Source organism: Oricola indica (genome assembly GCF_965227485.1).
Taxonomy (GTDB): Bacteria; Pseudomonadota; Alphaproteobacteria; order Rhizobiales; family Rhizobiaceae; genus Oricola; species Oricola indica.
The window spans coordinates 1,047,430-1,070,876 of sequence record NZ_OZ245747.1; the positions used below are offsets into that span (position 1 = coordinate 1,047,430).

General features: G+C 59.6%; 27 protein-coding genes, 1 pseudogene and 1 riboswitch. Of the genes and pseudogenes, 15 read left to right on the forward strand and 13 right to left on the reverse strand.

Going from position 1 to position 23,447, the window contains the following annotated elements; all coding sequences use genetic code 11:
• Nucleotide 1: 1 nt before the first annotated feature.
• The 3 genes and pseudogenes from ACQK2M_RS05370 to ACQK2M_RS05380 all read left to right on the forward strand — a co-directional run bounded on the left by ACQK2M_RS05370 (nt 2) and on the right by ACQK2M_RS05380 (nt 2,949).
• Nucleotides 2-1,267, forward strand: coding sequence for a TRAP transporter large permease (locus ACQK2M_RS05370; protein ID WP_425416958.1), 1,266 nt, complete (start codon nt 2-4; stop codon nt 1,265-1,267).
• Between the two features lie 213 nt (nt 1,268-1,480).
• Nucleotides 1,481-1,923, forward strand: a pseudogene (locus ACQK2M_RS05375) (transposase); the annotation flags it as partial.
• A gap of 255 nt (nt 1,924-2,178) precedes the next feature.
• Nucleotides 2,179-2,949, forward strand: coding sequence for a CHC2 zinc finger domain-containing protein (locus ACQK2M_RS05380; protein WP_425416959.1), 771 nt, complete (start codon nt 2,179-2,181; stop codon nt 2,947-2,949).
• Between the two features lie 44 nt (nt 2,950-2,993).
• On the opposite strand, the gene ACQK2M_RS05385 is transcribed toward ACQK2M_RS05380, so the two are convergent.
• Entirely contained in the window at nt 2,994-3,314 is a 321-nt protein-coding gene (locus ACQK2M_RS05385; RefSeq protein WP_425416960.1) for a DUF736 domain-containing protein, read from the reverse strand.
• A gap of 353 nt (nt 3,315-3,667) precedes the next feature.
• Here ACQK2M_RS05385 and ACQK2M_RS05390 point away from each other — a divergent pair, with 353 nt between their 5' ends.
• The 3 genes from ACQK2M_RS05390 (at nt 3,668) to ACQK2M_RS05400 (ending at nt 5,731) form a co-directional block, all read left to right on the forward strand.
• Complete coding sequence (locus ACQK2M_RS05390; RefSeq protein ID WP_425416961.1) at nt 3,668-4,390, forward strand: DUF932 domain-containing protein; 723 nt, start codon at nt 3,668-3,670, stop codon at nt 4,388-4,390.
• Between the two features lie 430 nt (nt 4,391-4,820).
• A complete protein-coding gene (locus tag ACQK2M_RS05395; RefSeq protein ID WP_425416962.1) occupies nt 4,821-5,390 on the forward strand; it encodes a DUF3768 domain-containing protein in 570 nt (189 codons plus the stop codon).
• Nucleotides 5,387-5,731 (forward strand): hypothetical protein, encoded by a 345-nt coding sequence (locus tag ACQK2M_RS05400; protein ID WP_425416964.1) that lies wholly within the window; start codon nt 5,387-5,389, stop codon nt 5,729-5,731. The genes ACQK2M_RS05395 and ACQK2M_RS05400 overlap by 4 nt, the downstream gene beginning before the upstream one ends.
• Before the next feature lie 130 nt (nt 5,732-5,861).
• Here ACQK2M_RS05400 and ACQK2M_RS05405 read toward each other — a convergent pair whose 3' ends face one another.
• Entirely contained in the window at nt 5,862-6,335 is a 474-nt protein-coding gene (locus ACQK2M_RS05405; protein WP_425416965.1) for a MucR family transcriptional regulator, read from the reverse strand.
• Between the two features lie 172 nt (nt 6,336-6,507).
• Nucleotides 6,508-6,762 carry a hypothetical protein gene (locus tag ACQK2M_RS05410; protein ID WP_425416966.1) on the reverse strand — a complete coding sequence of 85 codons (255 nt, stop codon included), beginning with the start codon at nt 6,760-6,762 and terminating at the stop codon, nt 6,508-6,510.
• Between the two features lie 321 nt (nt 6,763-7,083).
• On the opposite strand from ACQK2M_RS05410, the gene ACQK2M_RS05415 reads away from it, so the two are divergent.
• Both ACQK2M_RS05415 and ACQK2M_RS05420 read left to right on the forward strand, forming a co-directional pair.
• On the forward strand, nt 7,084-7,950 hold the full coding sequence (locus ACQK2M_RS05415) for a hypothetical protein (protein ID WP_425416967.1): 867 nt from the start codon (nt 7,084-7,086) through the stop codon (nt 7,948-7,950).
• A 9-nt stretch (nt 7,951-7,959) separates the two neighbouring features.
• Entirely contained in the window at nt 7,960-8,319 is a 360-nt protein-coding gene (locus tag ACQK2M_RS05420) for a hypothetical protein (RefSeq protein ID WP_425416968.1), read from the forward strand.
• A 229-nt stretch (nt 8,320-8,548) separates the two neighbouring features.
• On the opposite strand, the gene ACQK2M_RS05425 is transcribed toward ACQK2M_RS05420, so the two are convergent.
• The 5 genes from ACQK2M_RS05425 to ACQK2M_RS05445 all read right to left on the reverse strand — a co-directional run bounded on the left by ACQK2M_RS05425 (nt 8,549) and on the right by ACQK2M_RS05445 (nt 12,142).
• A complete protein-coding gene (locus ACQK2M_RS05425; protein WP_425416969.1) occupies nt 8,549-9,745 on the reverse strand; it encodes a tyrosine-type recombinase/integrase in 1,197 nt (398 codons plus the stop codon).
• A 394-nt stretch (nt 9,746-10,139) separates the two neighbouring features.
• Nucleotides 10,140-10,580 (reverse strand): fasciclin domain-containing protein, encoded by a 441-nt coding sequence (locus ACQK2M_RS05430; RefSeq protein ID WP_425419985.1) that lies wholly within the window; start codon nt 10,578-10,580, stop codon nt 10,140-10,142.
• 297 nt (nt 10,581-10,877) lie between these two features.
• Nucleotides 10,878-11,018, reverse strand: a complete 141-nt coding sequence (locus ACQK2M_RS05435) for a hypothetical protein (RefSeq protein WP_223479757.1) — start codon at nt 11,016-11,018, stop codon at nt 10,878-10,880.
• A 111-nt stretch (nt 11,019-11,129) separates the two neighbouring features.
• On the reverse strand, nt 11,130-11,792 hold the full coding sequence (locus ACQK2M_RS05440; protein ID WP_425416970.1) for a DUF2461 domain-containing protein: 663 nt from the start codon (nt 11,790-11,792) through the stop codon (nt 11,130-11,132).
• Nucleotides 11,793-11,800: 8 nt separating this feature from the next.
• Nucleotides 11,801-12,142 carry a TfoX/Sxy family protein gene (locus tag ACQK2M_RS05445; protein WP_223479755.1) on the reverse strand — a complete coding sequence of 114 codons (342 nt, stop codon included), beginning with the start codon at nt 12,140-12,142 and terminating at the stop codon, nt 11,801-11,803.
• A gap of 123 nt (nt 12,143-12,265) precedes the next feature.
• On the opposite strand from ACQK2M_RS05445, the gene ACQK2M_RS05450 reads away from it, so the two are divergent.
• The 3 genes from ACQK2M_RS05450 (at nt 12,266) to ACQK2M_RS05460 (ending at nt 14,703) form a co-directional block, all read left to right on the forward strand.
• On the forward strand, nt 12,266-13,561 hold the full coding sequence (locus ACQK2M_RS05450; protein ID WP_425416971.1) for a glycerate kinase type-2 family protein: 1,296 nt from the start codon (nt 12,266-12,268) through the stop codon (nt 13,559-13,561).
• A 285-nt stretch (nt 13,562-13,846) separates the two neighbouring features.
• Nucleotides 13,847-14,497: a hypothetical protein gene (locus ACQK2M_RS05455; protein ID WP_425416972.1), complete on the forward strand. Its 651-nt coding sequence runs from the start codon at nt 13,847-13,849 to the stop codon at nt 14,495-14,497.
• Nucleotides 14,494-14,703, forward strand: a complete 210-nt coding sequence (locus ACQK2M_RS05460) for a hypothetical protein (RefSeq protein ID WP_425416973.1) — start codon at nt 14,494-14,496, stop codon at nt 14,701-14,703. Before ACQK2M_RS05455 ends, ACQK2M_RS05460 begins: the two co-directional genes overlap by 4 nt.
• 9 nt (nt 14,704-14,712) lie before the next feature.
• Here the strand turns inward: ACQK2M_RS05460 and ACQK2M_RS05465 are convergent, their stop codons facing one another.
• The gene (locus ACQK2M_RS05465; RefSeq protein WP_425416974.1) at nt 14,713-15,897 is read right to left on the reverse strand and encodes a vWA domain-containing protein; all 1,185 of its coding nucleotides are present in this window, start codon (nt 15,895-15,897) and stop codon (nt 14,713-14,715) included.
• An 88-nt stretch (nt 15,898-15,985) separates the two neighbouring features.
• On the opposite strand from ACQK2M_RS05465, the gene ACQK2M_RS05470 reads away from it, so the two are divergent.
• A complete protein-coding gene (locus tag ACQK2M_RS05470) occupies nt 15,986-16,360 on the forward strand; it encodes a VOC family protein (RefSeq protein ID WP_425416975.1) in 375 nt (124 codons plus the stop codon).
• Between the two features lie 7 nt (nt 16,361-16,367).
• Here ACQK2M_RS05470 and ACQK2M_RS05475 read toward each other — a convergent pair whose 3' ends face one another.
• The 3 genes from ACQK2M_RS05475 to metA all read right to left on the reverse strand — a co-directional run bounded on the left by ACQK2M_RS05475 (nt 16,368) and on the right by metA (nt 18,123).
• Entirely contained in the window at nt 16,368-16,682 is a 315-nt protein-coding gene (locus tag ACQK2M_RS05475; RefSeq protein ID WP_425416976.1) for a hypothetical protein, read from the reverse strand.
• Nucleotides 16,683-16,745: 63 nt separating this feature from the next.
• Entirely contained in the window at nt 16,746-17,201 is a 456-nt protein-coding gene (locus ACQK2M_RS05480; RefSeq protein ID WP_425416977.1) for an N-acetyltransferase family protein, read from the reverse strand.
• Nucleotides 17,194-18,123 (reverse strand): homoserine O-acetyltransferase MetA, encoded by a 930-nt coding sequence (metA, locus tag ACQK2M_RS05485; protein WP_425416978.1) that lies wholly within the window; start codon nt 18,121-18,123, stop codon nt 17,194-17,196. The genes ACQK2M_RS05480 and metA overlap by 8 nt, the downstream gene beginning before the upstream one ends.
• Before the next feature lie 65 nt (nt 18,124-18,188).
• A riboswitch (SAM riboswitch) is annotated at nt 18,189-18,266 on the reverse strand.
• Nucleotides 18,267-18,486: 220 nt separating this feature from the next.
• Between metA and ACQK2M_RS05490 the strand changes: the two genes are divergently transcribed.
• The gene (locus ACQK2M_RS05490) at nt 18,487-20,346 is read left to right on the forward strand and encodes a diguanylate cyclase (RefSeq protein ID WP_425416979.1); all 1,860 of its coding nucleotides are present in this window, start codon (nt 18,487-18,489) and stop codon (nt 20,344-20,346) included.
• A 203-nt stretch (nt 20,347-20,549) separates the two neighbouring features.
• Here ACQK2M_RS05490 and ACQK2M_RS05495 read toward each other — a convergent pair whose 3' ends face one another.
• On the reverse strand, nt 20,550-21,440 hold the full coding sequence (locus tag ACQK2M_RS05495) for an AraC family transcriptional regulator N-terminal domain-containing protein (RefSeq protein WP_425416980.1): 891 nt from the start codon (nt 21,438-21,440) through the stop codon (nt 20,550-20,552).
• A 163-nt stretch (nt 21,441-21,603) separates the two neighbouring features.
• Between ACQK2M_RS05495 and ACQK2M_RS05500 the strand changes: the two genes are divergently transcribed.
• Together ACQK2M_RS05500 and ACQK2M_RS05505 are read left to right on the forward strand one after the other, a co-directional pair.
• Nucleotides 21,604-22,473, forward strand: a complete 870-nt coding sequence (locus ACQK2M_RS05500) for an SDR family NAD(P)-dependent oxidoreductase (RefSeq protein WP_425416981.1) — start codon at nt 21,604-21,606, stop codon at nt 22,471-22,473.
• A gap of 10 nt (nt 22,474-22,483) precedes the next feature.
• Nucleotides 22,484-23,296, forward strand: a complete 813-nt coding sequence (locus tag ACQK2M_RS05505) for an SDR family oxidoreductase (protein ID WP_425416982.1) — start codon at nt 22,484-22,486, stop codon at nt 23,294-23,296.
• The last annotated feature ends 151 nt before the right edge of the window (nt 23,297-23,447 follow it).

Below are 23,447 nucleotides of genomic sequence, written 5' to 3' on the forward strand. Positions count from 1 at the left end.
GATGGTCGCCGTCGCATTCTCAGTCTTTCTTTTTGCAGGTGTCCCGATCGCACTTGTCTTGGCGATGTCGGCGCTCGTTTACATCTGGCTAAGCGGGAATGACGTCCTTTTCCTGTCATATCCCCAGCAACTATATGGCGGGCTGGAGCAATACGGTCTGCTCGCGATTCCGCTCTTCATGCTTGTGGGCGAACTGATGAACGAAGGCGGCATTACGCGCCGTCTGGTGAACTTCGCCTCGGTCTTCGTGGGCTCTCTTAGAGGTGGCTTGGCTTACATCAATTTGATCGCCAACATGTTCATGGCCGCGATCATCGGCTCAGCAAACGCTCAGATCGCCGTAATGGGGCACGTCATGGTGCCGGAGATGAGCAAGCGCGGCTACGACCGAAATGTGGCTACGGCCATCACGGCTGCTGGCGGATTGATGTCGCCCATTATTCCGCCCTCCATGTTGTTCGTGATCTTCGGCGTTCTCGCCCAGATCAGCATCGGCGACATGTTCATTTCCGGCATAATTCCCGGTCTGTTGATGGGAGCCGCCTTTCTAATCGTCGTGGCGATCATGGGCTACTTCTACGAGTTTCCCCGCGAGCGTCGTCAAAATCTGCGCGAGGCGCTCAGAAACATCATTGCCGCGCTGCCGTCATTTTCCATCCCGGTTGTCATCATCGGCGGAATTGCGGGTGGAGTGGCAACGCCCACTGAATCTGCAGCGCTGGCCGCGGTCGCGGCAATCATTGTCGGCAGTGTTTTCCATCGGGAGTTTGATCCAAAACATGTCCCGGACATGCTGGTTAGACTGCTGATGAACAGTTCGATGGTGCTGTTCCTCGTCGCCGCTGCGAATGTGTTCGGCTGGATTATTATTTACGAAAAAATTCCGCAGAATCTCGCGGTTTTCATACAGTCTCTGACGCAAGATCCATTTGTTTTCATGCTCTTGCTGAATGTGCTTTTGCTAGGAGTGGGCATGCTCATCGACGCGATTGCAGCGTTGATCCTAATTGTGCCTATACTGTTGCCCATTGCGGTTTCAAACTACGGTATTGACCCGTTCCATTTTGGAGTCGTCGTGTGCTTGAACCTTGTCATCGGTCTGCTAACGCCACCAGTCGGAACCGCGCTTTACGTTGCATCCAAAGTCTCTGGATGTACTCCCGGCGGCATATTAAAACCGTTGTCTCCGTTTATCGTCGCTGCGATCGGCATCCTGGTGCTCTTATCCTGGAAGCCTGAACTGGTCACGGTGCTGTTGGCGAGATGATACTGATCCTCCCCCAATGCCTGTCGCGACAAGGGGACCAACGCCCGGAATGGTCGTCAGGAGACGGCAGCCGGCGAATTGCTTGGCGAAGTCAAAGGGCAGGGGAGGGTTGCGGAAGATCGTCGCGGGGCAGTTCCCACGGAGAGCAGTAGGGAGGCCGCAAAAAGCCGGATAGTTCAACACGGTTCTGACGATTTCAGCAATCATCCGGTTGGCCAGGCTCCGCGTGGCGAGCGACTGCGGGCCGGCATTCATCATGATCATTGGAAAACCACGACTTTCGTGAGCACACTGACGCTGCGAGGCGTGATCTCGTCCCTCGTGCTGAACGGGCCGATCAACCGAATCGCATTCGAGGCTTATGTCGAACAGGTGCTAATACCGGAACTACGGCCGGGCGACATCGTGATCATGACAACCTCTCCAGTCACAAGGGACCGCAGACCCTTCAGATGATCGAAACAGCTGGAGCCTCGCTGCTTTTCCCTCCGCCCCACAGCCCGGACTTCAACCCGATAGAGTATGCCTTCTCCAAGCTGAAGGCCATGCTCACAAAGGCTGCCGAGCGCACTATCGACGGCCTGTGGGACAGAATCGGAAGCCTCATCCCGACCTTCACGACGCAGGAATGCGCCGATTACTTCGCCGCTGCCTGATACGATGCTCCATGAATGGATACGGGTCCAGAATGCAAGCGATAATATATATAGCGAAAAATAAATAATTTAGATCCCGTAAATCGTGAAATACACGCTTGTTTTGATAATGAAACAAGATAACGTATTGTATGAGCTGATCGTGCGCTTGCTCGCTTAAATAAGAATAATATTTAATCACCAATCTTCGTGATATACTTATTTCAGGTCGTGATCGACGACCGATTTCCTAGAATCTAATTTGAGAGGTGAGCCATGCCGTTCATCGACTTCGCCATTCTGAAACAGCGCGTGGCGATAGAATCCATGCTGCCCGCACTTCAGCTGGAGATGCGGGAAGCTCATGGTCAGTACCGCGGGCCGTGTCCGGCCTGCCAGTCCGGCGGCAAGCGCACGCTTGTCGTCACGCCGGCCAAGGCGGCCTTCTACTGCTTCGCCGGCCATACCGGCGGCGACGTCATCGCGCTCGTCGCGCATGTGCGCGATTGCTCGATGAAGGAGGCCGCTAAATTCCTTGCCGAAGAGACAGGGCAGGGGAGGGAGGCGGATGATCGTCGCAGAACAGTTCCCGAGGAGAGGAGCAAGGAGGTTGCAAGAAGCCTCCAGCCTCTCGCCTACCTGCAGGCGGACCATGATTCCGTCGCAGGCCTGGGGCTGGCGCCGGAGACCTGTCAGGCCTTCGGCGCCGGCTATGCCCCGAAGGGGATCATGCGCGGGCGGCTGGCCATTCCCATCCGCGATGGGCAGGGAAAACTGGTCGCCTATTGCGGCCAGGCGGTCAACGGCGACAGCCCGGAGCTGATCTTTCCGAACGGCTTCGATCCGCGCGAACATCTCTTCCATACCGAGGATATCGGGGAAGGGGAGGTGGTGCTGATGCACGATCCGCTCGAGGTCATGCTGGCCTGGCAGAATGGCATCGCCAATGGCGTGTCGTTCCTGACCGAAACTGTTCTTCCGCACCAGCTCGAGATCCTTGCAGCCTTCATGGACAAGGCACGATGCGAACAGCTCGAACTGGCGTAAACGAATACCCCTTCGCAATTAAGCGAAGGGGCTTTCTTGTTCCCTCAATCCTGCGGGTTCCAGATGATGGCGAAGTCGCCGTCGTCATCCGATCCAGCGGCGCGACCGAGATTGGCATAGAGCGTCTTGTTACCGAACTCAGGCGCGGCGAGGCTGATCGAGACATATTCATTGCCGCTGGAAATCGCGTTGCGGATCCAGGCGGCGCCGATCTCGATATCGTTGGCCATGACAAGAAAGTCGGGCTGGTTGTCCGCGGTCTTGCGATTGCGCATGAAGTGGATCGCCTGCTGCATCGACAGGGTCTTCAGCTGACCACGATAGCTGCCGTCCGGTTGCAGGCGCACGCGTCCGATGGTGGGCATGATGATGCTCCTTTCAGGTTCGTGATGTGGGGAAGTCGGATGTTCAATCCGCATCCAGTCTAGCATGGAGAAGGCCCGCATCTGCGCTGCGCAACGGATCGGAGATCGTGTCAAGGCGATGTGGCGTTGACGCTGTCTGATCGACTTCACCGTGTTAACCCAGTGCCTTTGACAAGAAATATTCCCAGAATACTGAATTCCGATAGTCGCGTCGTTATATTATTGCGGCGTAATGATTGCATCATATATTTAATAATAAACGAAAAAAAATAAATATTGAATATCGAAAGTAAATATATCTGATTTATATGCTATAATCTATATGTAAAAGTTCCTTACAACAGGAGGCAGCTATGACGCTGATGCTTCACGCAGGCGCTGAGCCTTGCGACTATGATGCTTTGCGGGCACTGGTGACGCCGGAGGCAACCGATACCCATGTTCCCATTCCGCATCATCGCGTGGTGGACCTGGTCAAATACTCGCTCGGCTATTTCGGCCACGAGGTCACCGAGGAGAACTATGGTGTGACCGAGGACGGTGCCCGCTTCTTCGGCCTCCTCTCCCTGCGCAGTCTTGACGGTGCCTACGAGGACACGGTCGGCTTGCGCAACAGCCACGACAAGAAATTCCCGATCGGGATTTCCTTTGGCTCGCGTGTCTTCGTTTGCGACAATCTGGCGTTCATTGCCGAACATGTCATCAAGCGCAAGCACACGGCAAACGCCAAACGCGATCTGCCCGGCCTGGTTGGCGAGCTGGTCGAACCGCTTGGTGACCAGAGGGAAGCCCAGCACCGCACCATCGAGCGCTACCGCGCAACCGAGCTGACACCGCCCCTGGCCGACCATGCCATCATGGAAATGTATCGCCAGGGCATCATCAATGTCACTCGGATTGCCGAAGTGCAGAAGGAGTGGGAAGAGCCTTCATTCGAAGCGTTTCAGGCCGACCATTCTGCCTGGCGTCTCTTCAATGCCGTGACCTACGCCTTGACCGGCAGGGTCACCGAAAACGCGCAAGCTACGCCGCGACTGCACAAGGTCATCGATGCCGTCTGCGAGCGCGTCCACTAGCGCCTACAAGAACCCGTTCCGGCGGGTTCTTTTCTTTTCCAGCTGCCCATCGCAGGTGGCGGATCGGTCAATCCGGCTTCAATTCGGAACGGATATGACGGGTTTTGGCGCTGCGCAACGGATTGCGGGTCTTGTCAAATCGTTAAAGCGATTGTGCGGAGCGACGGGACTGAATGCAGTTTCCGTCTTCGGTGACCAGAAGACATTCGAGCGAAGAGATCGCAGCGTGCGGTCGAAGGGCAATGCGCAGAATATGGCTGTGTTGAGCCGTATCTTCCGGGTCGCACAATATCTGTTTCGCGACGCATCGGCGGGATTCCGCTGCCATGCTAGACTGATCCCAGACCAGATCCTTCACGTCGAAACCGCTCTTCCTTCCAGGCATGCGCCCGGGATTGTCCCGGGCCCATGCCAAAGGAGGAAGAGCAACATGAGTGACGACAACCGGAATGGAAGCATTTCCGTCATCGCCGGCGGCAAGGATATCCCGAAACCGGCCAATGACCAATCGATGCCGACCTGTAGCACCTGTGGATCGCCGAATGTCCTGCGCGACGCCTGGGCAGTCTGGGATACATCGCGCGGTCGATGGGCCTTGGGCGAAGTCTTCGACCATGCCCATTGTGCCGATTGCGAGGGTGACACCCACATCGAGTGGCGGTCTGAATTGCCGGATCGCGCGACTCGCATCCGCATGCTGAATGATCGATTCCGGCGCAGCGGCGTCGGCAACGGCCGAGTCATGATCACCGCCGGCGTTGTCGGCGAGGGTAACGATTTCGTCACGTTGGCCCGCAAGTCCGTCGCCGAGTTTGATGACTTCAGCGCGGACAACGATCCGCATGGCGAGCATGACTTCGGTACCTTCGAACTCGATGGCCAGAAGCTGTTCTGGAAGATCGACTATTTTGCGCCGGACCTGTTGCACGGCTCAGAGAATCCGGCAATCGGCGCGAAGACCGTCCGGGTTCTGACCATCATGCTGGCGTCGGACTATTGACTGACGCGGAACCCGTCCTGACCGAACAGGACCGGATTGCAATCTTCAGACAGGCGACGCGCGGATTTGCCGATCGCCATGAGAACGAGATTGCCGCAGGTATGACGGATGCCGATCTTGCCTCGGCACTGGAAGATTGCCTTGGCATCTTCGGTGGAAGCGGTGGCCCGGACAGCTATTCGGTCAGCTTTACTGGATCGGGTTTGCGCATCTGGGGTGGATGGTCGCCGGTCAACCACGTCATCGCGAAGCCGCTCTTTGCCGGCAAGTCGACGATCGCCATGGCACGCGAGGTCTATGGCATCGACGATCCGACCCGCGAACAGCTGGATCTGTTCTGATCCCTTCCCTGCCCCTTCGGGTGGGGATTTTTTAATATGCTCCGATCACGCATGACGATAACACCAGATGACATTTGCGATGGAGCCACCATTCCTGGATCGCGAAGAAAAGCGTCAGTCTCGCTCACTGCTATTTCTTCTTCTTTCTAGCTTTCTGCGCGGGCTTGCGGCCGAGCCCCATCGATAGTGCAAGCTTGGATCTCTGTTCCGCATAGTCCGGTGCAACCATCGGATAATCGGCAGCAAGATTCCATCTCGCGCGGTAGTCCTCAGGCGTCAAATCGTGCACAGAACCAATGTGGCGCTTCAGCGACTTGAACTTCTTTCCGCACTCCAGGCAAACGATGTGGTCCGGCTTCACCGAGCGTTTCGGATTGACTGCCGGTTCGAGTGACGGCTCTTCCTGCTGAACGCCGCCCAGGCCGTGCAGAGACATGTAAACGCTTTCGATAAGTCCCGGCAGATCAGTTGCCGGAACAGCATTGTTGCTGACATAGGCGGACACGACTTGGGCCGTGCGCTCGGCTGTCGTGTTGTTTTCTTCAACTGTCGGGTCTTCGGCCAATTCAATCTCCTGAATGTCTGTCGTCGCGACGTCACACATGCATCGCGCTCGACTGCTTTCAAGCGAATTAATGAACACGCAGCATTCGCACACAGATTGAAGCGCTGTTAGCTTGGTCGGAAGGTCGATTACGCTGATGTCATTATTCGGATACGGTTTGGCGCTGCCGAACTTGGTTCCTGGACCGCTTCTCCATCATTACCCGATCTTTCTAGATGAGTTGTTGTAGCGTCACGATAACGGCGGCCTGTCCCACCAACATTGTCGCGACCCATTGCAGCGTGGACGCGCGGCTCTCCTTGATCTCGGCGATGATCGCCTGGCGGACGGCATCAAGCTTGTCACGACTGACAAGGTCCTCTGCTTCGCTTCTCGTGATGACGGCATGGGCTGCCGCCTTTGCCTTGTCCTTGTCGACGCCGGCATGGACAAGCGCTTCGTATAATTCCATCGATGTTGTAGTCATATATGTTTGGATTAGTGTCTCAATCCTAGCACAATCCGACCGATCGCGCATCTCGGAGCCTGGTTCGGCCGCTTGCGGAGAGTTCTTTTCCAGCCGGCTTATGCAGATCAAACAACCACTGAATGTGCCAGATCGTCTGACACGTTAACCGCTTCTTTTCTTCCATTTGAGACGGTCAGCGAGCCGCGGTTTTGTCCCGCGTCCGCGGCCCTTCCCTATTCTTGTCGCAGCTATTCTCCCCATAGAAGCCATTGGCTGTCCCCTACCCATGTGTGGAGCGCGGCGCGCACAAATCTACTGAATGCGCTATACTGATCGCATATGAATGAGATGCGATCAGGCCCGCCTTCTTATGGGGAGGATCCAGGGCCGGACAGGCCCGGACCAGGCTGGAAGGCACCGGGCGGAGACGCGTACGACCGCGGCAATGACGGGCGAACAGGCCAACGCGATGAACCGGTGCTGGCGGAGTCGATACGGCGCTTCAGCGAGGGTGACTGGTTGAGTGTCACCGAGGCCGTCGCCTATTGCGCGTCAAAAGGGCTCATCCGCAACATCAAAACCGTGCGTCGTTGGGCACATCGCTCATTCGCCCATCCGGAGAGTGCCGAGGTGCTTGTTCGCAAGCAGGATACAGAAACAGACTTTCGCTACGTGATCGAGCGATCGTCTCTCGATGTAAAGATTACCCAGGAGCTGGCTTTCGAGGCGCAGAAGAAACCGGCGGACATAGCCGCGCCAGAGCACCCCGGCCCGGACAAGGCCGGGGAGGCCGTCACCCGAGAAAGCGGCGAATTGCCTGAGCACGCGGAGCCGGACATGTCCGGCCAGGACCGGTCCGAGGCGGAGCGGGCCGGCGATGGGCGTGCGGAGGAGAAGACCAGTCGATCGTCATCGACCTCGCGGCAATCGAACGATGAAACATCCGATGCGTTCCTGCGCCAGCAGATCGAGGAGAAGGATCGCCAAATCGGCAGGCTTCACACGCAGCTTGAGCGCCGCGACGAGCAGATCATGTCGATGCTGGAACGCGACCGAGAGACCAACATCCTGATCAAGGGATTGCAGGAAGCTTTATTGCCGGCATCGCGGAAAGATGAAGAGGAGCCACGATCCCGACGGCTCTCCGTCCGCTCCTTCGACCATGGGGATAGTGAAGACGAGCGCGATCATGGCGAAGGTGTATAATGGACGCATATGAGCGAAGGAGGGTTTGACCGCATCGGCTCCGTCTTCGAAGGTGCTGGTGTCAAATACAAGAAGCGGCCGCGTTACACGGTCGTGCTGCACGATGTGCGCGAGCGCATGGACATCTCGTTGAACACCTATGTAATCATCGATTCCATTCACAAGCTGTCTACCAGCGATCCGAAGTTCCCCTATTGCATCATGTCCAAACGGGACTTGGCCGAGTTCCTTTGCCTAAGCGAAAGCACAGTCTACCGTTCTCTCAACGAGGCGCAGGAAGCCGAACTGATCGAGCGTTCCGACTACGGGCTGCGCGCCACGGAAAAGTGGATCAAGGCCGTCGAGATCTACTCGATCAACAAGCACTGACCGCGCGACTGTCAAAATGACAGTCACACTGTCACGGGGCTGGCGCCTGGGGATAACGGCGATATTGCAGGGGATGCGCGGCTGTCAGTTTGACAGAAATCCGCTGTCAGAATGACAGGGCCGGTCTGTCAAATTGAAAGCCGCCGACTGTCAAACTGACAGTTCTCTATATTAGTATGATAACTATATGAAATTATTAGATATTAGAAAAAGCCAAAAAGGAAAAACCTCAAACGGCGCTCTCCGCAGTTCGAGCCTTCGCCACAATGCCCTCGATGTGGTCTGCCCATTTGCACAGCGCTTCGCGCTTCTCCGGCAAATAGGAATGGCGGTTATAAATCCGCGCAACCTGGCTCAGCGTTCCCGTCTGGTGGTTGAGGATGTGTTCGACGACATGCGGATCAGTACCGAGCCGGGCGAGCCCGGTCGCAAGCGTGCGGCGCAGATCATGAAGTCGCCAGTCGGTCACGCCAGACGCGGCATCAAGCGCCTTCTTCGACTTCGAGAACCCGGAAAAGCTGCGCTCCGGGCGGCCGCGGGCAGGAAAGACAAACTCCGACACCCATTCAGGGGCATCGCGCAGCAATTGCACAGCCTGCGGTGACAGCGGCACCTCGTTTGGCTTGCCGTTTTTGGTTCGCTCGGCAGCAATCGTCCAGTGGGCGTTGTCGAGATCCAGTTCGTCGCGCCGCATGCTGACCACTTCGTCGCGCCTTTGTCCGGTTAGAAGCAGCAGCTTGACGATTGTGCCATAGGGGTAGGGGACTTGATCGCTGGCGATCCAGATCCGCGCGACCTCATTATCGCTCAGGACGCGGTCGCGATCGACTGATTTGGCCGGAGGCTTAAGGCCCATCACCGGCGAGACATCGACCAAGCCCTGCTCAACGCACCAGTTGAAGAACTTGCGGATTATCCGGAAGGCGTGGTTGGCCGCCGACGGCGATCCGCGATCAACGATACCATCGAGGATGCGGGCGACATCGCGCTTCTCGATCTCTTCGATCGATTGCTTCCCCAGAACGGAGACGAACTCGCGATGGAGGATCTGCTCGGTTTGCTGCCAGCTTCTCGTCTTGCGCTTGGCATGCCGCTCGATGAAGTCACCGACAACCGAAACGAAACTGTGATCGCGGCTCTCCTCCACCGGCTTGGCTGGCTTCGGATCAATCCCGGACGCAATCATGCCCTTTGCTTCAAAGGCTCTCGAACGCGCTTCCGCCAGTGACAGATCCGGATAGCGCCCCAGCGTCATCCGCTTTGGCCGCCCGGCATGTCGATAGACCAGGACAAACGCCTTGGTACCCGAAGGCGATACCCGCAAGCCGAAGCCCGAGACGCGCCCGTCCCAGATCTCGAACTGGCGGTCGACCTCAGGCTTTGCATTGCGTACGAGCGCATCTGTCAGAGCAGCAGATTTTTGCATAGGTAGCACATAGGTAGCATAATGTGGCGTGATAGGGTGTAGTACTATGTTCAGTTACTCTCACGAAATACGTTTAATATCAATATATTATGGAGGAAAAAAGCGAACCTATGATTCGCTATAAAGGGTAAAAAACGATAATTCCTAATCTGAGGGTCACAGGTTCGAATCCTGTCGGGATCACCAATTGCCTCAATGTGAAATCCCGTCGTCGCTGGACTGTTGCGTCGTCTTGCAAGACGGTTCCCCTTGAATTCCAAGAGGTTCCTGCGACACGCGGCGGTGCCATGCGACATATAACCGACATCATCGCTCCCACAGCCTGCTTACTTAACCCAGAACCCGAAAAAAGTGCCGGCCGCTCCTGCGACCGGCACCGAATTCTGCCTTCAGATTACATCTGCGGCATGATCACCTTGTCGATGACGTGAATCACGCCATTGTCGGCCGCAATGTCGGCCGTGACGACCGAAGCGTCATTGACCATGACGCCATTGTCGAGATCGATCTTGATCTCGCCACCCTGCACGGTCGCGGCCATCATGTCGTCGGACAGGTCGGAAGACATCACCTTGCCGGGGACCACATGATAGGTGAGGATCGACGTCAGCTGGTCCTTGTTCTCGGGCTTGAGCAGATCCTCGACCGTGCCCTCGGGAAGTGCGGCGAATGCTTCATCGGTCGGTGCAAAGACCGTGAACGGGCCTTCGCCTTTCAGCGTATCGACAAGGCCGGCCGCCTGGACTGCGGCGACGAGCGTCGTGAACGATCCGGCTTCGATCGCCGTGTCGACAATATCGGCTGCTTTCACCTGCGCGGTCAGCGCGACAGACATGGCGGCGGCGAGTGCAATCTTGGAAATCTTCATAGAACTCTCCTGATGTTGCTACTGTCTCGTTTGTGAGACTGGTGCGGTTACGGAGAGAACGGCGCGGAGGATCATCGAAAAGCGATCCGATCCGGTCACGTTAATTTCAGCGAGATTTTATCGAGTCCGAGTGGAAATCGGAGGGTTGTGCGCTAACGGCCGGTCTGCGTTTCCGGCTTCTCCTTGCACGATCCGGTCCATCGCCAGCTCGTTCTCGCACATTCCGTTCGACGCCGGGGCGTCCGCCCGCTGGCGTCGGAGCGATCAGGAGTGATCGAAGGTGGTGCCGGTGAAGGCGTCGGCGGTGAAATTCGCGCCGGCCTGGCCGGACTTGATCGCCAAGCCGAGACCGAGAACCGAGCAGAGCATTGCCGCGAGCATCAGGCGGGGAAGATGTATCGTCATTGAGCCTCTCCTGCATTCGACGTCTTTGCGCCGTTGGGGCCATGCTCGGAGATTAGTCCTTCGAAATGGTTGCCGGCGTGCGTTTCATCACATGGCAAAACCGTGGCGTGGCTAATTTTGGCTTAACCCGGCCAACAGGTTTCGGACCGGCAACAGACGCTCGAAATCCTCCATGACGCGCGCCATGATGTCCGGGCGGGTCACTGCCGCGGGGCCTTCGAGATCGTGCCAGACGGCCAGCCCCTTGTGGCGCGCGAGATCGGCCTGCGGGGCGTCCGGCGTAACGCCGGCGGGCACGCGTTTCAAGGCCGGTTCCGACAGCCGGAAGCCGCTTTCCACGAGCCCGTCGAGCAAGGCGCCGATAGTCTCGCCCTGCGGTCCGGAGACGGTCTTGCGCCATTTGTCCAGCGCCGGTCCGGGAAACTCGAATGCGCCGCAGCCGATGGTGCAGTACTCCGTCGAGACGCCGAACATGAAGGCCGGAATTTCGCCGGGCGTGGCCCACGAAAGGTGGATATGCGTGTTGTAGGGCGTCTTGTCCTTGGAGAAGCGGATATCGCGATTGATGCGGAATATCTTCGGTTTGTGCGGCTTGCCCGTCAGTTGCTCCAGTTCGGCCGCCACCAGGTCCGAAAAGGCCTTCGTCGGCTTCTTGACCGCGGCCTCGTAGCTCTTCTTGTGATCCGTGAACCATTCACGGTTGTTGTTCGCCTTCAGGCCCGACAGGAAGTCGAGCGTCGCGTCTGTGAAGCCGGTAAATTCCTGTGTGGACATGGGCGGACCTATTTCGGCGGAAGGGTCGTCACGAAGGAAAGCGACAGCGAGGTCAGCGCGCGCATGGCGTCGTCGCTCGCGGCGTCTTCGTCGAGCCAGATGAAGCCGCCCATCTTGCGTCCGCCATGGATCATCGGCCGGGTGCCGGGCGTGGCAAGCGCCTTTTCCTCGTTGTCCTTGCCGACGCGGTACATGAAATGCGCGTCGCCTGATTTCTCGCGGCGCGCGCCGCCGACCATGTTGCCGTCGATGAGGAAACAGATCCCGCCCATCATCTTCCGTTCGGAGAGACCGGGCAGACCTTCGAGCATGTCGCGCATGCGCGCGGCGAGGGCTTCATCGTGGGCCATGACGGCATGCTAGCGCAATTCGCGGCCCGGAAAAGCGGATTTGCGTGCGTGGAGACGGTCTCCTGACAATTCCTGGCGTGACAGGAGGGCCGTCGCGCTGCAAAAAGGCGCAAGGAAACAAGCATGCGAAAAGGCACCATGGCGGACACTGACGAACTGAAGGCGGATGCGCGCGCGATTTTCATGGCCGGCGTGGCGGCGGCGGATCCGCATGACGCCGTGGTCAACGCTCTCGAGATCCACAATGGCGAATGGTCGGAAGCCGGCAAGGTGCATGTGATCGCCGCCGGCAAGGGTGCCGTGCCGATGATGCGCGCCGCGCTGGAGACGCTGCCGGCCGGAAAGATCGGCGCGACGCTGGTCGTCACCAATTACGAGAATGTCACCGATATCGAGGGCGTGACGGTCATGGGCGCGTCTCACCCGCTGCCCGACCGGAATGGCGCCGAAGCCGCGGCAGCGGTTGAAAGGATCGCCAGCGAAGCCGCGACGAGCGATCTCGTGCTGTGCCTGATTTCAGGTGGCGCATCGGCGCTTCTTCCCGCGCCGGTCGAGGGTGTGACGCTCGATGAAAAGATCGCCACCAGCGATTTGCTGCTGAAATCCGGCGCGGACATCGTCGCCATGAACACGGTGCGCAAGGCGCTGTCGCGGCTGAAAGGCGGCGGGCTGGCGCGCGCCATTTCACCGGCGCAGGGGCTGGCCCTGATCCTCTCCGACGTGCCGGGCGACGATCTCGCCATCATCGCCTCCGGCCCGACCGTCGCCGATCCCGCGCCGCCGCAAAAGGCGCTGGAAATCGTGCGCGACCTCGGCATCGCGGACCGCCTGCCGGAGAGCGTTCTGGCGCATCTGGAAAAGCGCGCGGCCGAGCCCGCCGCCGATTTCGTCCACACGACGGAGAACATCCTGATCGGCTCCAACCGGATCAGCCTTTCGGCGACCGAGAACGCGGCGCATCATCGCGGCTATAAGCCGATCGTGCTTTCGGAGTGGCTCGAAGGCGACGTGCAGGCCGCGGCCGAGAGCTTCCATGCGGCGGCGTTCCGGGCCTCCTCCAAGGGGCGGGTCGCGATTCTTGCCGGCGGTGAAACCAGCGTCCATGTGACGGGTTCGGGCAAGGGCGGCCGCAATCAGGAGATGGCGTTGCGCTTCGCCGTATTGTGCGAGGCGAGCCCGCTGCCGCGCGGCTGGGCCTTCCTGTCCGGTGGCACGGATGGCCGTGACGGACCGACCGACGCGGCCGGCGGTCTCGTCACGCCGAAGACCATCGCCGCGCTCGACGCAAAAGATCTGTCAGTGGATGCTTACCTTTCCGACAACGACGCCTATCACGCGCTCAAGGAAGCCGACGCGCTTCTGATGACCGGCGCGACCGGCACCAATGTCGCGGATCTGCAGGTGCTTTTGCTGGGGTGAGGAGCGGTCAGCAGAGCTGACCGATCGACAATGATTTGTCGATTGGAGCGACGAACGCGCGGAGCCATGGCGAAGCGCCGGCGATCCCGAGCGTCGACTTTTTATTCGGTCTGCAGAATGCTAGGAACGCCGTGCCTATCCATGTGCGGCTAGGGTTCCGTTGCTTCGCGCAAGCTGGTCCGAGCGCCGTCATGAGCCGTGTACGGCAGACACCCGAGGACGAAACGACCAGAGGGAGTGGAAAGGGCGTGATGAAACACGTCTTTACCAACCTCAGAGGTCTTCATGACATCCCTCGGACTATTCCTCGTTCTCGCCGCCGCCGTCTGCCACGCGACCTGGAACTATTTCGTCAAGCGCATCAATGGCGGCCCGGAACTGATCTGGCTGTTTTCGGTTCTGTCGATCATCATCCTTTTTCCCGTCGCCATCGGAATCGTCATTGTCGAAAAGCCGGCGTTCGGCATCGCGCAACTCGCGTTCATTGCCGGAAGCGCCATGCTGCATCTCGGCTATTTTCTCCTGTTGCAGACGGGTTACTGCAAAGGCGATCTTTCGCTTGTCTACCCAACGGCACGCGCGACGGGGCCAGTGCTGTCGACTTCATTCGCAATCCTGTTCCTCGGCGAGACGGTCACTCCCCTCATGGCGGCCGGCGCGGCGATCGTCATTTTCGGAGTGTTGATGCTGACAGGCGGCATCAGGCGTCGGGCGGACAACCTTTCCGCCTCCCTTCTGTTCGGCCTTGGCGCGGGCTTCCTGATCGGCAGTTACACTGCCTGGGATGCCTATGCGGTGTCCGCCTTGCTGGTTCCGCCTTTGCTGCTGGATTACGTCTCCAGCGTCGGGCGCGCGGTTTTGCTCGCTCCGGTCGCCACCGCAATCGCGCGCTTGTCCGCCGGCATTGGCGCGAACATCGAAGCGGCGTTGTCGTGATCGCGATCTTCAACCCGCTGGCCTATATCCTGGTGCTCTATGCGCTGACTTTCACGCCGGTCGCCTATGTGGCGCCCATGCGCGAGGTGAGCGTGTTGCTGACTGTACTCGCGGGCAGCCTGTTGCTCGGCGAAGGACGGTTGCGCCCCCGGCTTTTCTGGGCAGCCGTGATCCTGTCGGGCATGACGCTTCTGGTGACCGCGTGAGGGGGTGCCTCAGCGCGACAATTCCCGCGTCGCCTCGTCCAGGCCCTTCAGCGTCAGCGGATACATGCGGCCGCCCATGATCTCGTTGAGCATCTGCGTCGACTGGGTGTAGCGCCAGCGGTCTTCGCGCTCGGGGTTGAGCCAGATCGTCCTGGGGAATTTGTCCAGCACGCGCTGCATCCACACCGCGCCGGCCTCGTCGTTCCAGTGCTCCACCGAGCCGCCGGCCATGGCGATCTCGTAGGGGCTCATCGCGGCGTCGCCGACGAAGACAACGCGGTAATCGGAGCCGTAGGTGTGCAGCACGTCGAAGGTCGGAATGCGCTCGGCGTGGCGGCGGCGATTGTCCTTCCACACGCTCTCATAGAGGCAGTTGTGGAAGTAGTAGTATTCCATGTGCTTGAACTCGGCGCGCGCCGCCGAGAACAGTTCCTCGACGACGCGGATATGGTCGTCCATCGAGCCGCCGACATCGAAGAACATCACCAGCTTCACCGCGTTGCGCCGCTCGGGCCGCATCTTCACGTCGAGATAGCCGTGCTCCGCGGTGGACTGTATGGTGCCGTCGAGGTCGAACTCGTCATGCGCGCCCTGCCGCGCCCAGCGGCGCAGTCGTTTCAGCGCCACCTTGATGTTGCGCGTGCCGATCTCGACGCCATCGTCGAAATTCCGGAATTCGCGCTTGTCCCAGACCTTCACGGCGCGGCGATGCCGGCTTTCATTCTGGCCGATACGCACGCCCTCGGGGTTGTAGCCATAGGCGCCGAAGGGTGATGTGCCGGCCGTGCCGATCCATTTCGATCCACCCTGGTGGCGGCCCTCCTGTTCCTTGAGGCGCTCCTTCAGCGTCTCCATCAGCTTGTCGAAACCGCCGAGCGACTCGACCAGCTTCTTTTCCTCTTCCGACAGGTGTTTTTCGGCCAGCCGGCGCAGCCATTCCTCCGGCAGGTTGGCGACATCCACGCCGGTTTCGCCGGAGACCGCCTCCAGCCCCTTGAACACATGGGCGAAGACTTGATCGAAGCGATCGATATGGCGCTCGTCCTTCACCAGCGCCGCGCGCGCGAGGAAATAGAACCCCTCGACATCCCAGGTCACGAGCCCGGCCTGCATCCCTTCCAGCAGCGAAAGATATTCGCGCAGCGACACCGGCACCTTGGCGGCTTTCAGTTCGAGGAAGAAGGGAATGAACATGCCGCTTTCTAGCGCCGATGGGATGTGCTGTCATCACGTCCCGTACCCGCCCGTGACAGGATTGCGGTAACCAGCCAGGGGAGGCCGCATGACCGATTACAAACCGCAGGGCTACACCAGCCTGTCGCCCTATCTGATCGTTCCCGATGCGCAGAAGACGCTCGATTTCGTCAAGGCCGTGTTCGGCGCCGAACCGTTGCGCCTGCATCGCCGCGACGACGGCTCGATCATGCATGCGGAGGCGCGCATCGACGATACGGTGGTGATGATGGGCGAGATGCCGGAGGGGCCGCAGGCCAGCATTCATGTCTATTGCGCCGATGTGGAGGAAGCCTTCCAACGCGCGCTGGACGCAGGCGGCACGATCGTCCAGCTGCTTGAACTCAAGCCCGACGGAGACCGGCGCGGGGGCATCGACGACGGCAACAACACCACGTGGTGGCTGGCGCGTCAGGAGGGCTGAAGGCGCCCTAGGCGAAGTAATTGCCCCAGACGATGAAGCCGACGATCGCCAGAACCAGCGCGAGGGCCGCTGCGGCGGGTAGGCGGCTTGCCCATCGCAAGCCGGAGCCCCGCGGATGGCCGCGACCGAGGAAGAAGACGGGAACGGCGACGAGCCCCGCCGCCAGTTGCCAGCCGAGGAACCCTGTCACGCGGTTCAGGCCGCGTGTAAAGCTGTCGCCCGTCGGTTCGGTGATCGAGAACTGGATGAAGGACCAGATGAACAGTCCTGCCCAGACGGCGAGCAGGACGATGGTGGTCGAATTCTTGCGTTGATCCGGCATCGCCTGTCCCTCCCCGAAGCCGGGGAGAGTGTCGGCGAAAGACGCAAGAAGATCAATCGGGCGTCAGCGCGCGTATTTGATGAAGGGCGTGAGCTTGCCGATCCGGTCGTAGAGCCTGCGGGCCGTCTCGTTGAAATGCTGCGTGTTCCAGTAGACGGCCGGACAGCCCTCTTCATCGGCGGCCGCGTAGACCGCCTCGATCAGCGCCCGGCCGATTCCCTTGCCGCGCACCTCCGGGTCGGCATAGAGATCCTGCAGATAGCAGACATTCTCTATCTTCCATCCGTGGCGGTGGAACAGGTAATGGACGAGCCCGACCGGCTTGCCGCCGACCAGCGCGATCAGGCCGCGAAACTCGTTCGGCGCGCCGCCATTGCCGGCCAGCATGCGCTCGAAGGACGACGCGTAGACCTCTTCGGGCACCGAGGATTCGTAGAACTCCAGATAGGCGGTCCACAGGCGGCGCCATTCGGCCTCGTCGCCGCGTTCGAGCGGGCGGATTTCAAGCGTGTCAGGCATCGCGGTGCTTCCCGATTTCGGAAAGGTCGTATTCCGTCGTCTGGTAGACTTGGTTGATCCAGTTGCCGAACAAAAGGAAGGCGTGGCTGCGCCAGCGGTTGAGCGGCTTGTTGTCGGGGTTGTCTTCCGGGAAATAGTTCACCGGCACGCCGATCGGCGTGCCGTTTTCAACGTCGCGGAAATACTCCTCGGCCAGCGTCGTGGAATCATATTCGACATGGTTGAAGATGTAGAGCCGGTTGCACTTCTTTTCCGAGATCAGGCAGAGGCCGGTATCCGGCGATTCCATCAGCACCTCCAGCCCCATGTCGGGCCTGATGTCGTCCTTGCGCACCTCGGTCCAGCGCGAGACGGAAATCTGGAAGTCGTCGGAAAAGCCCGCGAGATAGGGCGAGGCCGGCTTCAGGTTGCGGTGGCGGTAGACGCCGAAGGCCTTCTTCGGAAGCGTGTATTTCGGCACGCCGTGGAAATGCCAGATCGCCGCCATCGCGCCCCAGCAGATGTTGAAGGTCGAATGCACGTTGGTCTCGGTCCAGTCGAGGATCCGCTGCAATTCGTCCCAGTAGGTCACGTCCTCGAAGGGCAGCGTCTCGATCGGCGCGCCCGTGATGATGAAGCCGTCGAACTTGCGGTGCTTCACCTCGTCCCAGGTGTGGTAGAAGGAGATCAGGTGTTCGGCCGAGGTGTTCTTGGGCTGATGGCCGCCGACGCGCACCAGCGTCAGTTCCACCTGCAGCGGCGTCGAGCCGATCAGCCGGGCGATCTGGGTCTCGGTCTTGATCTTGTTCGGCATCAGGTTGAGCAGGCCGATCTGCAGCGGCCTTATGTCCTGGCGCAGCGCGGTCGTGTCGTCCATGACCATCACGCCCTCGCGCACGAGAATATCGCGGGCGGGAAGCTGGTCTGGAATACGGATCGGCATGGCCTTGCTCTTTCACTCAAACAAAAAAACCGGCCGCGAAACAACGCTACCGGTCGGGACGTCCTCTGACTGTCGTCTCGGCCCTTTAGCGAGTTTTTTTACGTGGCTGCAAGCCGGCCGGCCAAATCACCACGCCGCGGAATGTAGTGCCGGCGGCGACGGGCGTCAATCTGTCGGTGCGACGGGTGCCGGAGTAAAGGATTTCGCCCTTTACGTAGCGTTATGGAATTTTTTCCTTTTGGTGGCTATCGTGGGCCGGAAACGTACTGAATATGGACCAATGATATGATCCATGGCCTGATTGCCAATCTGGCGGTTGTCGGACTTTTTGTGTCGGTTTGGCTTTTCGCCAAAGAGGCCCTTGTGCGGCACACTCACGGCAAAAGGGTGGTCGTCCTGGGCATTCTGGTCGGGTTGGGCTCGATTGCGACGATGGCGATGGCGGTCCGGACGCAGGATGGCCTTCTCTTCGATCTTCGGTTCGCCTTGCTCGCGACGGGAGCTTTTCTCGAGGGGCCGATTGTCGGCGTCATCGCCGCGCTGGCCGCGATCTCCTTCCGAATCATCGAAGGCGGCGCGGGCTGGTTTGCCGGAACCGTCGGCATCCTGCTCTCGGCCCTGATCGGCATCGCCGCCTACCGGTGGCTGCCGTTCCGCTGGACCTTGCGCCAGTTCGCGCCGCGCGCCCTGCTGGTAGCCTTCGGCGCAACGACCTTGCCGAATATCGCTGTTTTCATGCTCCCAGCGGATCTTCTCGACGCATCGATGGGCCGGACGGTGTTGCTGACGATGGGCCTGAATTTCGTGGGCATGCTGTTTGTCGTTTTTACCGTCTGGCATGGCAAACTTCGCCTGAGGGAGCGCGCGCTCCTGCTGGCGGCGATCAGGCAGGCGCCGGATTATTTCTACGTCAAGGATCGCCAGAGCCGGTTTGTCGCGGTCAACAAGGCCGTCGCCGCGCATCATGATTCGGAGCTGAAGTCTACTCTGGCCGGCAAGTCGGATTTCGATCTCGAACCTGAACGGGCACGGCAATTATTCGCGGCCGAGCAGGATCTGATGACCAGTCCCGACAACAGGATCGATACGCGCGAGACCGTCGACCTGCCCTCCGGCGACACGCGCGTCTTCGAAACGACGAAGGTTCCGGTGAGCGATGTCGATGGACAGGTCATCGGGCTCGTCGGGATTACGCGGGACGTGACGGAAGCCGTCGAAGCGGAACTTCGGCTGCACGAAGACCGGCGCCTGCTGGTTTCGATCCTGTCGAAAATGACGGACGGCGTGGCGCTCTTCGACCGGGAAAGCCGCCTCGTCTACTGCAACGATCAGTATCACGCATTCTTCTCACGGACGCGGGACGTTCGCGTTCCGGGCGCCGAACTGACGGCCATTCTGCGCGCCGCGGCGGAGCGTCGCGAGCAGATCGACATTCCGCAGGAGGACGTCGAGGACTGGATACGGGACGTCGTGCAAGGCATGAAGCGGGGCGGTTCGGAGGAAATCCGTCTGTTCGATGGCCGCACGGTTTTGGCCCGGACGCGGGTGGTCCACAATCTGGGCGCGCTGTCCGTCGTGTCCGACATTACCGACATGCGGTTGACCGAGCAGAAGCTCTCCGGCCTTGTCAGCGAGATGGAAACGCTCGCAAGGACCGATGCGCTGACCGGCATCGTGAACAGGCGGGCGTTCGACGAGTATCTCGAGCGCGAGGTTTCGCGCGGCAAACGCGGCGGGAGCCCGGTCAGCCTGATCATACTCGACGTCGATCACTTCAAGGCCTTCAACGACTTTCACGGTCATCCGGAAGGCGACATCTGCCTCAAGCGCGTGGCGAATGTTCTGAGATCGCAGATCAGGCGCGGTTCGGACTTGCTGGCGCGCTATGGGGGAGAGGAGTTCTGCGTCATCCTTCCCGACACCGATGAAGACGGCGCCATCGTTTTCGCCGAAGGCCTGCGCGCGGCAGTCGAAGCGGCAAGGATCGAGCATGGCGCTTGCGATGCGGGAATCGTGATGGCGAGCCTGGGTGTCGCGACGATTCCGGCGGGGGTCGACGATCTGTCGGCGTCGGACCTCCTGAAAATGGCGGACATCGCCCTCTACGGCGCCAAGAAAAGCGGCCGAAACCGCGTCATGCAGCATTCGCGGGTGTTTCAGACCATGACTGCGAAAACCTTACTGCCTCAGGCGCAACCCGCCAAAACGAAACAGGCCGGTTAAGCGCCGCAATTCGCCTCGAAGGCTTTCCGCCGACGGTGCTCGAAGAGCGACTGGCCGGCCAAATCACAACGGACAGCTGGATATGCCCGAAACGGGATGAGGTCAGTGTTTTGGGGGGAGGGGCAGCCGCGTCTAGAATGGGGCCGGGAGGGGAATGGCGGGCCGTCTACGGCAAACTGAGCAAATCCGGCCTGACAAGTAGTTTACTCGAACGCCACGAGTTCACGGTCCTGTCTCGGCGATCGCCCGAATTTTCGGGAGTACTCCCTCGAAAATTGCGCCGAGCTTTCGTATCCCACACCGAATGCGATCTCCGATACTTTTGCGCTGGAAGTCTGAAGCGCATCACGCGCCCGGAGCAGGCGCAGGTCCTTTTGATATTGCAGTGGAGACGTTCCGGTCACGGCCTTGAACTGCTCGAAAAAGGCCGAGCTGCTCATGCCGACATCCCTGGCCAGTTCCTTGACGACTATGGTCCTGGCGAGATGGGTTTGTATGTTCCTCGTCGCCTCAAAAATGCGACTGGCCGCGCTCTCATGCCAAAGCAGTTTGTGAAGCGTCTCGCCGTGCTGTCCCATCAGCAGGCGCGCGTGGATTTCTCGGGCTGTGATCGGGGCCAACAGACGTCTCGCCGCCACCGTTTCGCATTGCTTGAAATAGCGCCGCAATGCATCGTCTATCTCTTCATCCGTGTCGCACAGGTGAATTGAAAACGGTTCCGAAGGCCGGGTGTTTGCCGAAGGCGATACAGCCGGCGCCAACGACCGCAGCAGGTCGAGATCAAGCGGGAACACAAGCGCGACATAAGGTAAATCCGGCGCTGCTTCGGTAATGCGTGAGAGAACCGGCAAGGCGTGGCTGACGATCAGCGACTGGCCCGCGCGCACGGTTATTGTCTTTGTATTGGTTCCAACCTCTTTCGCGCCTTGCAGGACAAGGCAGAGCAATGGCCGGTAGACGGTTGCGTTTTGCCCCGAGGGAGCCTCGTGGCGCAGCAGATGTGTTCCGCTGGCCTCATGGAACAGCGCCCCCTGACGCAACCCCGATTGATCCAGCAGCGACAAAGTGCGGTCCAGCAGTGCCTCGTGTGTCATGGCGGTCTCCGTTGCGCTGGCGCAAGCCATAGCATGGCAAGGTAAACGGATTTATAGAAAAACAGCAAGAGTGGAGGATCGTGCAAGAAAACAGGACAAACCATAAAGATTGCCACGGCAACCTTGAATATCGTGCGATCACCAACACGAAGGGATCGCAGAGATGAAAAACATCTTCATAACCGGTATCGCAGGTGGCTTCGGCAAACCCACGGCGCTGGCTCTTCTGGAACGGGGCTACGCCGTTGCCGGAAGTATCCGCAGCCGCGGTGGGAAGAAGGCCGCGACTGTCGCCGAACTCGAAGCGGCCGGCGCAAGAATTGTCGAGATGGACGTGACCGACACGGCCAGCACCGAGCGCGGTGTCTCTGATGCCATCTCGCAACTCGGCGGGCTCGATATCCTGTTCAACAACGCGGGCATTGGCTCCTATGGAATCCAGGAGCTGATGTCTCCAGAGGACATGACACGCGTTTTTGACGTGAACGTCATGGGCGTTCAACGAGTCATGCGGGCAGCGTTGCCGCATCTGCGGGCGAAACGGCGCGGGACTGTAATCTATACGTCCAGCCTGATCGGGCGGATTGCGACCCCGTTTTATGGCACCTATTCGGCATCGAAATGGGCGCTGGAAGCTGTGGTCGAATGCTACAGAACGGAGCTTTCAGGGTTCGGGATCGAATCCTGCCTCATCGAACCCGGGGCAATGCCAACAGCATTCTTTGATGGCATGGTGACACCGAACGATCCTGCACGCGAGGCCGAATACGGCGAGTTCGCCGCCGTGCCCGCGATGTCAAGCAACGGACTGGCCCAGATGCTCGACGCGACGCCCGATCAGCGGCCTGAGCGCATTGCGGAGGCGGTCGTCGCTCTTCTGGACAGGCCATTTGGGGAAAAGCCCTTCCGCACGGTGGTCGATTTTGTCGGCGTCGGCCCCGAGATCGAGCGCTACAACGATGTGCTCCACGACGTCACCCGCAAAGTCCTGACCAATTTCGGCATCGAACAGATGCTCGATCTGAACGCTTGAGGAGGTTTCGATGAAAACCATACTGATCACAGGAGCATCTTCGGGCATCGGCGAAGCAACGGCGCGGCACTTTCAGGCAAACGGTTGGAACGTCATTGCCACGATGCGTGCTCCGACAGAAGACAGCCCGCTTGCCGATCTGGACAATGTGCTGCTGACGCGGCTGGATGTGACGGATGCCGCCTCGATCCTGGCGGCAGTGGCAGCTGGTATCGAAAAATCCGGCAGGATCGACGTGTTGCTCAACAATGCGGGCTACGGAGCATACGGCGCGCTCGAGGCATTCACGATGGAGCGCATTCGGCGACAGTTCGACACCAATGTGATCGGGCTGCTGGAGGTGACCAAGGCTGTTCTGCCCCATATGCGGCAGAACCGTTCGGGCACGATCATCAATATCTCTTCCATCGGCGGTCAGATCACCTTTCCCCTGGGGACTTTGTACCACGGCACCAAGTTCGCGGTCGAAGGCCTGTCAGAAGCTCTGCACTACGAGCTTGAACCGCTTGGCATTCGGGTGCGCATTGTCGAACCCGGCATGATCAAGACGAATTTCGGCGGCAGGTCTTTCGATTTCGCGATGGATGAAAGCCTTTCGGACTATGCGCCGACCGCCGAAGCGATGGGCCGCCTGTTCGGCAAGCTGGCGTCAAATCCCTCCACACCTGAAATGGTGGCCGAGGTCATTTGGAACGCTGCGCATGAGGACGGAGACCGCTTGCGTTTCCGCGCCGGAGAGGATGCCATAAGGCTGCTGGACGAGCGGAAGAGCGAGGATGATGGGACCTTCATCGGCCGCATCAAGGCGTTGATGAGCGGCTGAATCAATTTCGGCCGCGTCCGCAATTGCCCCCATGGGTGTGCGGTGCGGGTAAAGCTGGCTTTCCTGAAATGGCGTCCCGGCGACGGTGCTCGAAGAGCGACTGGCCGGCCAAATCACAACGGACAGCTGGTTATGCCCGAAAGGGGATGAT